Source organism: Streptomyces sp. NBC_01306, from assembly GCF_026340465.1.
In the GTDB taxonomy this organism is placed as follows: Bacteria; Actinomycetota; Actinomycetes; order Streptomycetales; family Streptomycetaceae; genus Streptomyces.
This window is the reverse complement of the sequence record NZ_JAPEPC010000001.1, coordinates 1311173-1323493: the sequence shown is the minus strand read 5'-3', so window position 1 is coordinate 1323493 and position 12321 is coordinate 1311173. Positions and strand designations below refer to the sequence as shown.

The window sequence follows — 12321 nt, the reverse complement described above, 5'->3', positions numbered from 1 at the left end:
GCCTCTGCCTCGAACGCGTAGGTGTCCAGCGCGTCCTGACGCAGCCTCATCTCGACCGCGCCGCTCTCCTGCCCTGCTGTCCGGCGCCGCCTGTGCATGGGGCAGCGGAACCGGGGGCAGCGGAGTACGGGCCAGAGGTCAGACCCCGACCTTGCCGTCCTCGACCGCGTCGGTCGAGCCCTTGACCTCCGGGGGTACGGCCGAGGGCCCCACGGCGATCCCCGTCTTCGCCCGGCGGCCGCGCTTCTCGATCCAGGTGGCGAGGGCCGAGAGGAGCAGGCACATCGCCAGATAGATGGTGCCGATGACGACGATCGTCGAGACGTACGGGTACTGCCCGTCGACCGGTGTGTTGCTGGCGATCAGCCGTGCGGTCGCGAGCAGTTCCGGATAGAGAATGATGTAGCCGAGCGAGGTGTCCTTCAGTGTGACGACCAGCTGGCTGATGATGGTCGGCAGCATCGCGCGGACAGCCTGCGGCATCAGCACTGCCGCCACGACCTGCGACTTCCGCATACCCAGGGCGTACGCGGCCTCGCGCTGCCCCTTCGGTACGGAGTTGATGCCGGCCCTGAGCACCTCGGCCTGCACACAGCCGTTGTAGACCGCCAGACCCAGCGCGAGCGCCCACATCGAGTAGTCGGTGAGGAACCCGACCCAGATCGCGTAGATGGTGATCAGCAGCGGGAGGGAACGGAACAGCTCGATGAACGCGGTCGCCAGCCACCGCACCGGGCGGTGGTCGGAGAGCCGGCCGACGACCAGCACCACACCCAGGACCAGTGAACCCGCCGCACCCAGCGCGAACGCCTTCAGCGTGGCGACCACGGCGTCGGCGATGTTCGTGCGGATGCCGCTGTAGTTGAAGATGTCCCACATGCCACCGTCGAGGTCCCCCTTGCTGGAGAGACGTACGACGGCGACGACGATCAGCGCGACGATGGCCGCACTGCCGAGGACCGAGTAGATCCGGTTGCGTACGACGGCCTTGGGGCCGGGTGCGTCGTAGAGCACGCTGGCACTCATCGGGCGACCTCCATACGGCTCTCGACGAGGCGGAAGATGCCGCTGATCGCGAAGGTGATGATCAGGTAGCCGATGGCGACCCAGATGAAGATGGGGACGATCCCGTACCCCAGATCGCTCATGGCCTTCTGCCAGCCGAAGAGTTCGGTGACGCTGAAGGCACCCGCGATGGCGGAATTCTTGGTGAGCGCGATGATGATGCTGCTCAGCGGGGCGATGACGGTACGGGTGGCCTGCGGGAGCACGACCATCCGCAGGGTCTGCGAGAAGCTCAGACCGAGCGAGCGGGCCGCCTCGGCCTGGCCCAGCGGGACCGTGCCGATACCGGACCTGATGGCTTCACAGATGAACGACGAGGTGTAGAAACCGAGCGCGAGCGATGCCAGGAGGAAGGGGCTCATGCCCGGGAAGAAGATCTCGGGGACCACGAAGGTGGCCACGAGGAAGAGCAGGGTCAGTGGGGTGTTCCGCAGGATCGTGACCCAGGCCGTCCCGAAGAACCGGAGCGGAGGCACGGGTGAGACCCGGAAGCCGGCGATGACGATGCCGAGGACGCAGGCGATGACCGTGCTGATGACGGTGATCTCCAGGGTCCCTATGAAGCCGTCGCGGAACGCCGAAAAGTGGTCGAAAAGTACGTTCATGAGGTCTCCGCGTCGGCGGGCAGCAGCTGGAAGACAGGGGGCGTGGCGCCCCGTACCCGGGTACGGGGCGCTTCAGCGCTTACGGGCAGGCGGTACGGGCCGGCCGTTGGGGCGGCCGGGCCCGCGGTGCCGGGTGGATCAGTAGCGCTCGACGGCAGGCGGTGCGACGTACGAGGAGCCGGACAGGCCCAGGGTGGCGTCGTAGATCTTCTTGTACGTGCCGTCCTTGACGTGCTTCTCCAGGGCCGAGTCCATGAAGTCGCGCAGCGCCTTGTCGCTCTTGCTCATACCGATGCCGTACGGCTCCACGGTGAACGGCTTGCCGACCACCTGGAGCTTCTTCGGGTTCTGGGCCGCGTATCCCTTGAGGATCGCGTCGTCGGTGGTGACCGCGTCGACCTGCTTCGTCAGCAGCTCCTGTACGCAGTCGGAGTACTTGGCGAGCTCGGTGGTCTTCGCGCCGTACTTCGGCTTCTCGATCTCCGCGAGCGGGGTGGAGCCCTTGATCGAGCAGACCTTCTTGCCCTTCAGGGTCTCCGGACCCGTGATGGCCTTCTCGTCCTTGCGGACGAGCAGCGAGGCGCCCGCCTTGTAGTAGGGGCCGGCGAATCCGACGAGCTTCTTGCGCTCGTCGTTGATCGAGTACGTACCGACGAAGTAGTCGACCTGGCCCTTGGAGATGGCGGTCTCACGGATGCCGGAGTCCACGGTCTTCCACTCGATCTGGTCCTTCGAGAAGCCCAGGTCCGCGGCGATCATCCGGGCGACCTCGACGTCGAAGCCGGAACGCTCCTTGGTCGACTGGTCCTCGAAGCCGAGGTACGGCTGGTCGGCCTTCGCGCCGATGACCAGCTTGCCGCGCTTCTTGGCAGCCTTGAACGTGGGGGAGTCGAGGGAGACATTCTTGGCGACCGTGTACGTGGGGAGCTTGGGGGCGTTGGCGGCGCCGGGCTCCGCCTTGCCGTTGTCGCCGGCCGAACCCGACTTGCCGCCGCAGGCGGTCCCGGTGAGAGCGAGCACGGCGATCGTCGCGAAGGCGGCGGACTTACGGAACTTCATGCTGAACATCCTCTATTTCGGAGCACGTTGGACGTCTGTCTCATCAGCTGTCGCATTGCTGTCTCGTCAGTGATGAAGGATCTTCGACAGGAAGTCCTTGGCGCGGTCGCTGCGGGGGTTGCTGAAGAACTGGTCCGGGGCGGCCTCTTCGACGATCTTCCCGTCGGCCATGAAGACGACCCGGTTGGCCGCGGAGCGTGCGAAGCCCATCTCGTGGGTGACGACGATCATCGTCATGCCGTCACGAGCCAGCTGCTGCATGACCTCAAGAACCTCGTTGATCATCTCGGGGTCGAGCGCCGAGGTCGGCTCGTCGAAGAGCATGACCTTGGGGTCCATCGCCAGCGCCCGCGCGATCGCGACGCGCTGCTGCTGGCCGCCGGAGAGCTGCGCGGGGAACTTGTCGGCCTGAGCGCCGACGCCCACCCGGTCCAGCAGCGCACGCGCCTTCTCCTCGGCGGCTGTCTTATCGGTCTTGCGCACCTTGATCTGGCCGAGCATCACGTTCTGCAGAACCGTCTTGTGCGCGAAGAGGTTGAACGACTGGAAGACCATGCCGACATCGGCGCGCAGCCTGGCCAGTTCCCGGCCCTCGGCGGGCAGGGGCTTTCCGTCGATCGTTATCGCGCCGGAGTCGACAGTCTCCAGACGGTTGATGGTGCGGCACAGTGTGGACTTGCCGGACCCCGAGGGTCCGATGACGACCACGACCTCGCCACGGGCGATGGTCAGGTCGATGTCCTGGAGCACATGCAACGCGCCGAAGTGCTTGTTGACGTTGCTCAGTACGACCAGGTCGTCCGACACCGGCAAGGGATTTTCGGTGGATTCGGCGGACTTGGTCACTGGCACTCCGCTCATCGGCTGTTCGCTCCGTCCTCCTCAACCGCAAGTGCGGTCGTGGTTGGAAGGACAGTAATGAGGCGCTCCTACCAGCGTCATTACATCTGAGCGGAAATTGAGCATCACGATCTGGTTGCATGCGGACATGGGCTGGACACTCCTGGTGAACGAGATCATGACCGGAGTACCGGGTGCGTAACGGAAACCCCGCAGAATCCGGAACCCTCTTGACTGGTACGGCAGCCATCGGCATGGATGACGAGACGTACGGATGAGACACACGGATGACAGAAGCGCGCACCACGGAAGGAGCCCATGAGACTGCTGCTCGTCGAGGACGACAACCACGTGGCCGCCGCCCTGTCCGCCGTACTGGCAAGGCACGGCTTCAAAGTCGTGCACGCCCGTAACGGCGAGGAGGCGCTCCGGTCCCTCCTGCCGGACGAGCAGGAGCCCTTCGGGGTCATACTGCTCGACCTCGGGCTGCCCGATCTGGACGGATACGAGGTCTGCGGCAAGATCCGCAAGCGCACGGCGACCCCGGTGATCATGGTGACGGCCCGGGCCGATGTGCGGTCCCGTATCCACGGGCTGAACCTCGGCGCCGACGACTACGTGGTCAAGCCCTATGACACGGGCGAGTTGCTCGCCCGGATCCACGCCGTCAGCCGGCGCAAGAGCGCCGGCGAGGACACCGGGCCGGTCCCGGCGGCCGCACTCAGGGTCGGTTCCGTCGAGATCCAGCTGCCCACCCGGCGGGTCAGTGTGGAGGGCAGCGAGATCCAGCTGACCCGCAAGGAGTTCGATCTGCTGGCGCTGCTCGCCCAGCGCCCCGGCGTCGTCTTCCGCCGGGAACAGATCATCAGCGAGGTCTGGCAGACCAGTTGGGAAGGGACCGGCCGCACCCTTGAGGTGCACGTCGCGTCGCTGCGCTCCAAACTGCACCTGCCCGCCCTGATCGAGACGGTGCGCGGCGTCGGCTACCGCCTCGTCGTCCCGGCCTGAGGCGCGTTCCGGCCCGTGCGCGCCCGACTGCTTCCGCTGCTCATCGTCCTCATGGCCGGGGTGCTGCTCGCGCTCGGCTTCCCGCTCGCGCTGAGCGTGGCCGCCGCCGCGCAGCAGAACGTCGTGGTCGACCGGATCGACGACACCGCGCGGATGGCCGAGGAGGCGCAGTTCGTCACCGAGATACCGGCGAGCGAGCAGGAGCGGCACGACACGCTCCAGGAGGAACTCGCCCGCTACGAGACGGTGTACGGCATCCGGGCCGGTGTCTTCTCCCGTGACCGCGTCGCGATGGCCGCGGCCCCGCAGTCCTGGCCGGTACCGGCCGGCGGTGAGGGCCGGATCGCCTTCGAGGACGCGCTCGCGGGACGGCGCAGCCGGGATCCCGCGCAGATCTGGCCCTGGCAGCACGGGCGGCTGATCGTCGCGTCGCCCGTCGTCAGGAACGGCGACGTGATCGCGGTGGTGGTGACCGACTCGCCCACCGGCCAGATGCGTTCCAGGACCCTCCGCGGCTGGCTGCTCATCGCCGCGGGCGAGGCGGGGGCGATGCTGCTCGCGGTGGGCGCAGCTTTCCGGCTCACCGGCTGGGTGCTGCTTCCGGTGCGCACTCTGGACGCCGCCACCCACGGCATCGCCACCGGGCTGATGAAGTCACGGGTCGCCTCGGGCAGCGGTCCGCCGGAACTGCGCCGCCTGGCCCGGTCGTTCAACGAGATGGCCGACAACGTCGAGGACGTGCTCGAACAGCAGCGCGCCTTCGTCGCCGACGCATCGCACCAGTTGCGCAACCCGCTCGCCGCGCTGCTGCTGCGGATCGAACTGCTCGCCTTCGAACTCCCGGAGGGCAACGAGGAGATCGCCTCCGTGCGCACCGAGGGCAAGCGTCTCGGCCAGGTCCTCGACGACCTCCTCGACCTCGCGCTGGCCGAGCACACCGCCGCTGAGCTGCGGCTCACCGACATCGCCGAGCTGGCGGCCGAGCGGGTCTCGGCCTGGCGGCCGGTCGCGGAGGGAAAGGGCGTCCGGCTCACCGGGGGAGGCGCCGTGGCCGTCACCGCCTGGGCCGACCCCGTGGCCCTCTCCAGCGCCCTGGACGCGGTGATCGACAACGCGCTGAAGTTCACCCCTGACGGGGAGGAGGTGCGCGTCGAGGCCGCCTCCTGCGGCTCCTGTTCACGGATCACGGTCGCCGACGGCGGACCGGGCCTCAGCCAGGAAGAACTCGCCCGGATCGGCGACCGGTTCTGGCGCAGCGGCCGGCACCAGAACATCAAGGGCTCGGGCCTCGGCCTCTCCATCTCGCGCGCCCTGCTCACAGCGGGCCGCGGCACGATCTCGTACGAGCAGAACGAACCGCACGGCCTCCGGGTGACCGTGACGGTGCCGCGGACGTCCCCGGACGCGTAGAACTCCTGGCCCGGCCACGGCCGTTCGCGTGCGGCGCCGCCCGGATCAGGGCTTGACCGACCGGTAGTAGCGCCGTGCGCCCTCGTCCAGCTTCAACGGGTCCGTGTAGATCGCGGTCCGTACGTCGACCAGCTGCGCCGCGTGCACCTGCCGCCCGATGCGGTCGCGGCTGCGGATCACGCTGCGGGTGAACCCCTCGGTCAGCTTCGGGTCCTCGCGGTCGGTGGTGACCAGGACGTTCGCAACCGCGATGGTCGGCACCGGTGCGCCGTTACGGGCCTGCCGGTAGGCGTCGGCCGGCATGACGGCCGAGCGGTAGTAGCGGGTGGTGCCGCCGGCCGCGTGCAGACGGGTCACCAGGTCGTCGAGCGGAACCAGCCGGATCGGCCGGCGCGCGGCCAGATCGCGTACCGCGTCGGTCGGCAGGCCGCCCGACCAGAAGAAGGCGTCGATCCTGCCCGCCTGGAGGAGACCCGGACTGGTGTCGATCCCCGCAGGTACGGCCGTGATGTCCTTGACCGGGTCGAGGCCGGCGGCCCGCAGCACCCGGTCCGCTATCAGCCGTACGCCGGATCCGGGCTGGCCCACGGCGACCCGTTTGTGACGCAGATCGGCGGCGCGCTTGACCGTGGAGCTGTCGTCGACGGCGAGCTGCACATAGTCGTCGTACAGCCGTGCGCAGCCGCGCAGCCGGTCCGCGCCCGGCTTGCCGTCCTCGATGTACTTCGCGATGGCGTCGGCCGTCGCGATGGTGAAGTCGGACTTGCCGGTCGCCACTCTGGCGAGATTCTGCTGGGAGCCCTCGCTCGGCTGGAGATGTATGTCCACCCCGGGCATGTCGTGGGCGAGTGTGGGGCTGAGCAGCTTCCCGTACAGCTGGTAGACGCCGGTCCGCACCCCGGTACTGAAGGTCACGGTCCCGTGCGGGGAGGGCGGGCCGATGGGCAGCAGCCACCACATCAGCAGTCCGGAGACCACCAGTAAGGCCGCCGTCCCCTGGAGGGCGCGACGGCGGCTGAGGCGGGGCAGTGCCTTGGGCATGCGCGCGATCCTGCCAGTTCAGGCCCCTGGCGAACAGGGGAGCGGAGCAGCGGACACGGCGGACGGCGGCGGGGCGCGGCCCCGGTCCGTAGGCGCGGTCGCCGTGCGCTTGTTCCGGGATCCGGAATTATTCGGTCTTGTTCGTGGCTGTCACTATTGATCCTTGATCACCGGACGGCAGCCGATTGCCGCTGGACCGCACCCCGGAGGACCGCAGTGACGTCGAGCCGAACCGTCGGACAGATGATGTCGACGAATGTCGTGCGGGTGCAGCGGGGGACGTTCCTCAAGGAGATCGCCCGGCTCCTCACCGAACACCGTATTTCGGCCGTTCCCGTCGTGGACGACGACGACCGTCCGGTGGGGGTGGTCTCCGAGGCCGATCTGCTCCGCAAGCAGCTGGGCCTGACCGCGCTGCTCCCGGCCGTCCGGCAGGAGTCCGACCACCGCTCCAAGACCGAAGCGACCACGGCGGAAGGGCTGATGACCAGTCCGGCGGTGGTCGCGTACCCGGACTGGACGATCGTCGAGGCGGGCTGGCTGATGCAGGCGCGCAGCGTCAAACGGCTGCCGGTCGTGGATGACAGCGGCAGGCTGGCCGGGGTGATCAGCCGCAGTGATCTTCTCCAGGTCTTCCTCCGCCGGGACCGCGCCATCCAGGAGGAAGTACTGGAAGGCGTCCTGACCCGGACCCTGGGTCTCTCGCCCTCCGCGATCACGGTGGATGTCAGCGACGGCCATGTGATGCTCAGCGGCCTGGTCGAGCGCAGGAGCGTGATCCCGGCAGCGGTGCGGCTGTGCCGTGGGGTGGACGGAGTGGTCGAGGTCTCCCAGCGCCTGCAGTACGACGTGGACGACAGCGCCGGCGGGAGTTAGGGCCTTCCGCAACGAGGCCTGGCCCGACCGCCTCCACGGCCGGGGCGGGAGCTCCGCCCGGTACCGCCTACCCTGGTGACATGACCGCGCAGGACGCCCTGAACCGAAGTTACGAGATCCGCACCTACGGCTGCCAGATGAACGTCCACGACAGCGAACGGCTGTCGGGACTCCTGGAGGACGCCGGATACGTCCGTGCGCCGGAGGGCGCCGACGGGGACGCCGATGTCGTCGTCTTCAACACCTGCGCGGTGCGCGAGAACGCCGACAACAAGCTGTACGGCAACCTCGGCAGGCTCGCCCCGATGAAGACCAGGCGCCCCGGTATGCAGATCGCGGTCGGCGGCTGCCTGGCCCAGAAGGACCGGGACACCATCGTCCGGCGGGCGCCGTGGGTCGACGTCGTCTTCGGCACCCACAACATCGGCAAGCTCCCGGTGCTGCTGGAGCGCTCCCGCATCGAGGGCGAGGCCCAGGTCGAGATCGCCGAGTCGCTGGAGGCGTTCCCCTCGACGCTGCCGACCCGGCGCGAGAGCGCGTACGCCGCGTGGGTCTCGATCTCCGTCGGCTGCAACAACACCTGCACCTTCTGTATCGTCCCCGCGCTGCGCGGCAAGGAGAAGGACCGCAGGCCCGGCGACATCCTCGCCGAGATCGAGGCGCTGGTGGACGAGGGCGTCTCGGAGATCACGCTGCTCGGCCAGAACGTCAACGCGTACGGCTCGGACATCGGCGACCGCGAGGCCTTCTCCAAACTGCTGCGCGCCTGCGGGAAGATCGAGGGTCTTGAGCGGGTCCGCTTCACCTCGCCGCATCCGCGGGACTTCACGGACGACGTGATCGCGGCGATGGCCGAGACGCCGAACGTGATGCCGCAGCTCCACATGCCGATGCAGTCGGGTTCGGACACCGTCCTCAAGGCGATGCGCCGTTCCTACCGGCAGGAGCGTTTCCTCGGGATCATCGACAAGGTGCGGGCCGCGATCCCGCACGCCGCGATCTCCACGGACATCATCGTGGGCTTCCCCGGCGAGACCGAGGAGGACTTCCAGCAGACGATGCACGCGGTCCGCGAGGCCCGCTTCGCTCAGGCCTTCACCTTCCAGTACTCCAAGCGGCCGGGGACCCCGGCCGCGACCATGGAGGGCCAGGTCCCCAAGGAAGTCGTCCAGGAGCGCTACATGCGGCTCTCGGCGCTCCAGGAGGAGATCTCCTGGGCGGAGAACAAGACCCAGGTCGGGCGCACCGTGGACGTCATGGTGGCTGAGGGCGAGGGCCGCAAGGACGGCGCGACACACCGGCTCTCCGGGCGCGCGCCCGACAGCCGGCTGGTGCACTTCACCAAGCCGGACACCGAGGTGCGCCCCGGTGACGTGGTGACGGTGGAGATCACTTATGCGGCGCCGCACCATCTGCTCGCCGAGGGGCCGGTCGTGGCCGTACGGCGCACGCGGTCCGGGGACGCCTGGGAGAAGCGCAACACCGCTGCTGCGGCGAAGCCGGCGGGTGTCATGCTCGGGCTCCCCGGCATCGGCGCACCGGCGCCGGAGCCGGCCGCGGCCGGAGGCTGTGGCTGCGACTAGGGCCCTTCGTTCAGGTCCTGTCTTTCGGGGACTTTCGTTCGGATCAGGCCGGGCTCGGACGGCTGTCCGGCTCCTGTTCCGGCTCCTGTCGGGTTCCTGTCCGGTCAAGGCCGGGGTTTCCGGCTGGTCGCCGCTCGGGCTCTGCGACGGGGCAAAACCCGCCTGCCGTGGCACTGGGTAGGCTGCGGATCATGCTCGTAGCCGCCGCCGTCTGCCCCTGTCCGCCCCTGCTCGTGCCCGAGGTGGCCGCGGGTGCGGCGTCCGAACTCGACTCTGCCAGGGCCGCCTGCCTCGACGCCGTCGGGGTGCTCGCCGCGGCCCGGCCCGATCTGCTGATCGCCGTGGGGCCCGCCGGTGCCGCGGACCAGGGTGTGCACGCCGAGGGCGCCACCGGATCGTTCAGCGGCTTCGGTGTGGACCTCCGGGTGCGGCTGGGGACGTCCGACGCCGGATCCGGACGCCGGCTGCCGCCGTCCCTCTCGGTCGCCGCCTGGCTGCTGGACCGCGCGGAGTGGGCCGGTGCACCGGTCGAGGGGCTGGGCGTCGGTGAACTGCTGGAGCCGGAACGCTGTCTGGCGGCCGGACGGGAGCTGGCCGGCCACGCCGGACGCGTGGCCCTGCTGGTCATGGGCGACGGCAGCGCCTGCCGCACTCTGAAGGCCCCCGGATACCTGGACGAGCGCGCCGCCGGGTTCGACGCCGCTGCCGCACGGGCCCTGGGCACGGCCGATGTGGCCGCGCTGAAGGCGCTGGATGCCCGACCGGCGTACGAACTGAAGGCCTCGGGCCGAGCGCCCTGGCAGGTCCTGGCGGGCGCGGCCGACGGCATGGAGCCGGGTGGGCAGCTGCTCTACGACGACGCTCCGTACGGCGTCGGGTACTACGTCGCCACCTGGTCCTGAGCGTCGCTCCCGGAGGCACAGCGGTCCCGGACACAGAGCGGTCCCGGAGACACAGAGCGGTCCCGGAGGCGCAGCGGTCCCGGAGGCACGGCAAACCCGGAAACACGGCGGGCGGCCGCGGAGCGAGGTGCTCCGCGACCGCCCGCCGTGCTGTGCCGGATCCGCCGTGCCGGACCTTTTGTGCCGGATCAGGAAGCGGTGGGCGGCTTGGTCGTACCGTCGCCGCCGTCCTTGTGCGAGAGGCGCTCCAGGGCTTCCTTGGCCTTGCCGGTGCCCGACTCGATCTTCTCGCTGTACTTGCCGTTGGTCCGGGTGTCGACCGTGTGAGCGGCCTTGTCGAGCCCCTCTCCGATCTTGTCCCCGTGCTGCTGCGCGAGGTCGGCGACCTTGTCCTTGGCCGGTCCGAGCTTGGCTTTCACGTTGTCCAGGAATCCCATGGCTACCTACTTCCCTCCGGAGGGCGTTCTACTTGCGAACGCCCTCACCGGCTTCGTTGTCGGCCGCCGCAGCCGCGGACTGCTGACGCGGGATCTCCACGCCCTCTGCGGTGCCGCTCGCGGCGCCCTCCGCCGCGGGCGCGTCCGCCACGGACTCCCCGGCCCGGTCATCCGACGCCGGCTCCGGGGCCGAGCACTCGACCGCCCCCTCGGCGGACTCCTCAGCCGGCTTCTGCGCCGGAGCTTCGGCCCGGGCGCCCACGGCCGGCTCCTCGGCGGTGTCCTTCGCCTTCCGGCGGAACATTGTAAAAATACCCATATTCACTCCATAACGTACTCGTGTGGGCGAAATTCCTCGCCCCCCGGAGCGCCTGATTGCGCCGACCGGGGCCACCGGTCGAAAGCCGTCGGCCGGAACCTCGGAAGAGGAAACGAATCCGGGCACCCGGCCGTCACGTAACTCATTCGGGGACAAGCCTCCGGGTTTGCGAGACTGAGGCGGTGAGAAGTGCAGCTCCCGCAGCGCGGGTCATCGCCGTCGTCGGTCCCACCGCGGCCGGAAAGTCCGATCTGGGCGTCGCCATCGCCCGGCATTTCGGCGGCGAAGTCGTCAACGCCGACTCCATGCAGCTCTATGAAGGGATGGATATCGGAACCGCCAAGCTGACGCTCGAAGAGCGCGGCGGCGTTCCGCACCACCTCCTCGACATCTGGAGCGTGACCGAGGCGGCCAGCGTCGCCGAGTACCAGCGGCTCGCCCGCGCCGAGATCGACCGGCTCCTCGCCGCCGGCCGCACACCGGTCCTGGTGGGGGGCTCCGGGCTCTACGTCCGCGGAGCCATCGACGCGCTGGAGTTCCCCGGCACCGACCCCGGCGTACGGGCACGGCTTGAGGACGAGCTGGCGCAGCACGGCCCCGGAGAACTTCACGAACGGCTGGCCGCCGCCGACCCGGAGGCCGCCGTGGCGATCCTGCCCAGCAACGGCCGCAGGATCGTCCGGGCCCTGGAGGTCATCGAGATCACCGGAAAGCCCTTCACCGCCAATCTGCCGGGCCCCGACCCGGTCTACGACACCGTGCAGATCGGCGTCGACGTCGCCCGCCCGGAGCTGGACGAGCGCATCGCCGTGCGCGTCGACCGGATGTGGGACGCCGGCCTGGTGGACGAGGTCCGCACTCTTGAGGCCCGGGGGCTCCGTGAGGGGCGCACCGCATCGCGCGCCCTCGGGTACCAGCAGGTGCTCGCGGCGCTCGCGGGGGAGTGCACCGACGACGAGGCGCGCACCGAGACCGTACGCGCCACGAAACGCTTCGCGCGCCGCCAGGATTCATGGTTCCGACGTGACCCACGGGTGCACTGGCTCAGCGGTGCGGCCGCCGACCGGAAGGAACTTCCAGGGCGGGCGCTGGCCTTGGTCGAACGGGCGGTCACAGCCTGATCACGTGATGGCATCGGGACGCTCAGCCCGTCAGTTCGCGGCCGGGGGCCGTGCC

The 12321-nt window shown here is 69.3% G+C and carries 13 protein-coding genes; 6 read left to right on the top strand and 7 right to left on the bottom strand.

Annotated features, from left to right (window positions below; genetic code table 11):
* Positions 1-138: 138 nt before the first annotated feature.
* From OG385_RS05545 to OG385_RS05530, 4 genes are all read right to left on the bottom strand, one after another.
* Entirely contained in the window at positions 139-1026 is an 888-nt protein-coding gene (locus tag OG385_RS05545) for an amino acid ABC transporter permease (protein WP_266852374.1), read from the bottom strand.
* Positions 1023-1670 (bottom strand): amino acid ABC transporter permease, encoded by a 648-nt coding sequence (locus tag OG385_RS05540; protein WP_266852373.1) that lies wholly within the window; start codon positions 1668-1670, stop codon positions 1023-1025. The genes OG385_RS05545 and OG385_RS05540 overlap by 4 nt, the downstream gene beginning before the upstream one ends.
* Before the next feature lie 138 nt (positions 1671-1808).
* Positions 1809-2729 carry a glutamate ABC transporter substrate-binding protein gene (locus OG385_RS05535; RefSeq protein WP_266852372.1) on the bottom strand — a complete coding sequence of 307 codons (921 nt, stop codon included), beginning with the start codon at positions 2727-2729 and terminating at the stop codon, positions 1809-1811.
* Between the two features lie 66 nt (positions 2730-2795).
* On the bottom strand, positions 2796-3590 hold the full coding sequence (locus tag OG385_RS05530; RefSeq protein WP_323183634.1) for an amino acid ABC transporter ATP-binding protein: 795 nt from the start codon (positions 3588-3590) through the stop codon (positions 2796-2798).
* Positions 3591-3887: 297 nt separating this feature from the next.
* Here OG385_RS05530 and OG385_RS05525 point away from each other — a divergent pair, with 297 nt between their 5' ends.
* On the top strand, positions 3888-4577 hold the full coding sequence (locus tag OG385_RS05525; protein ID WP_266852371.1) for a response regulator transcription factor: 690 nt from the start codon (positions 3888-3890) through the stop codon (positions 4575-4577).
* 15 nt (positions 4578-4592) lie between these two features.
* Positions 4593-5987, top strand: coding sequence for a HAMP domain-containing sensor histidine kinase (locus tag OG385_RS05520; RefSeq protein ID WP_266852369.1), 1395 nt, complete (start codon positions 4593-4595; stop codon positions 5985-5987).
* Between the two features lie 45 nt (positions 5988-6032).
* On the opposite strand, the gene OG385_RS05515 is transcribed toward OG385_RS05520, so the two are convergent.
* Positions 6033-7028 carry a TAXI family TRAP transporter solute-binding subunit gene (locus OG385_RS05515; RefSeq protein ID WP_266852367.1) on the bottom strand — a complete coding sequence of 332 codons (996 nt, stop codon included), beginning with the start codon at positions 7026-7028 and terminating at the stop codon, positions 6033-6035.
* A gap of 243 nt (positions 7029-7271) precedes the next feature.
* Here OG385_RS05515 and OG385_RS05510 point away from each other — a divergent pair, with 243 nt between their 5' ends.
* The 3 genes from OG385_RS05510 to OG385_RS05500 all read left to right on the top strand — a co-directional run bounded on the left by OG385_RS05510 (position 7272) and on the right by OG385_RS05500 (position 10389).
* The gene (locus tag OG385_RS05510) at positions 7272-7904 is read left to right on the top strand and encodes a CBS domain-containing protein (RefSeq protein ID WP_266852365.1); all 633 of its coding nucleotides are present in this window, start codon (positions 7272-7274) and stop codon (positions 7902-7904) included.
* 80 nt (positions 7905-7984) lie between these two features.
* Positions 7985-9487: a tRNA (N6-isopentenyl adenosine(37)-C2)-methylthiotransferase MiaB gene (miaB, locus tag OG385_RS05505; protein WP_266852363.1), complete on the top strand. Its 1503-nt coding sequence runs from the start codon at positions 7985-7987 to the stop codon at positions 9485-9487.
* A gap of 191 nt (positions 9488-9678) precedes the next feature.
* Positions 9679-10389: a class III extradiol dioxygenase subunit B-like domain-containing protein gene (locus OG385_RS05500; protein WP_266852361.1), complete on the top strand. Its 711-nt coding sequence runs from the start codon at positions 9679-9681 to the stop codon at positions 10387-10389.
* Between the two features lie 188 nt (positions 10390-10577).
* On the opposite strand, the gene OG385_RS05495 is transcribed toward OG385_RS05500, so the two are convergent.
* Together OG385_RS05495 and OG385_RS05490 are read right to left on the bottom strand one after the other, a co-directional pair.
* Positions 10578-10826: an antitoxin gene (locus OG385_RS05495; RefSeq protein ID WP_266852360.1), complete on the bottom strand. Its 249-nt coding sequence runs from the start codon at positions 10824-10826 to the stop codon at positions 10578-10580.
* A 28-nt stretch (positions 10827-10854) separates the two neighbouring features.
* The gene (locus OG385_RS05490; protein WP_266852358.1) at positions 10855-11145 is read right to left on the bottom strand and encodes a hypothetical protein; all 291 of its coding nucleotides are present in this window, start codon (positions 11143-11145) and stop codon (positions 10855-10857) included.
* A 182-nt stretch (positions 11146-11327) separates the two neighbouring features.
* On the opposite strand from OG385_RS05490, the gene miaA reads away from it, so the two are divergent.
* Positions 11328-12266 (top strand): tRNA (adenosine(37)-N6)-dimethylallyltransferase MiaA, encoded by a 939-nt coding sequence (gene miaA / locus OG385_RS05485; RefSeq protein ID WP_266852356.1) that lies wholly within the window; start codon positions 11328-11330, stop codon positions 12264-12266.
* Positions 12267-12321: the final 55 nt, after the last annotated feature.

Coding starts and splice junctions, on each gene's coding strand:
- OG385_RS05545 (WP_266852374.1), bottom strand. CDS start 1,026: ATGAGTGCCAGCGTGCTCTACGACGCACCCGGCCCCAAGGCCGTCGTA.
- OG385_RS05540 (WP_266852373.1), bottom strand. CDS start 1,670: ATGAACGTACTTTTCGACCACTTTTCGGCGTTCCGCGACGGCTTCATA.
- OG385_RS05535 (WP_266852372.1), bottom strand. CDS start 2,729: ATGAAGTTCCGTAAGTCCGCCGCCTTCGCGACGATCGCCGTGCTCGCT.
- OG385_RS05530 (WP_323183634.1), bottom strand. CDS start 3,590: ATGAGCGGAGTGCCAGTGACCAAGTCCGCCGAATCCACCGAAAATCCC.
- OG385_RS05525 (WP_266852371.1), top strand. CDS start 3,888: ATGAGACTGCTGCTCGTCGAGGACGACAACCACGTGGCCGCCGCCCTG.
- OG385_RS05515 (WP_266852367.1), bottom strand. CDS start 7,028: ATGCCCAAGGCACTGCCCCGCCTCAGCCGCCGTCGCGCCCTCCAGGGG.
- OG385_RS05510 (WP_266852365.1), top strand. CDS start 7,272: ATGATGTCGACGAATGTCGTGCGGGTGCAGCGGGGGACGTTCCTCAAG.
- miaB (WP_266852363.1), top strand. CDS start 7,985: ATGACCGCGCAGGACGCCCTGAACCGAAGTTACGAGATCCGCACCTAC.
- OG385_RS05500 (WP_266852361.1), top strand. CDS start 9,679: ATGCTCGTAGCCGCCGCCGTCTGCCCCTGTCCGCCCCTGCTCGTGCCC.
- OG385_RS05495 (WP_266852360.1), bottom strand. CDS start 10,826: ATGGGATTCCTGGACAACGTGAAAGCCAAGCTCGGACCGGCCAAGGAC.
- OG385_RS05490 (WP_266852358.1), bottom strand. CDS start 11,145: ATGGGTATTTTTACAATGTTCCGCCGGAAGGCGAAGGACACCGCCGAG.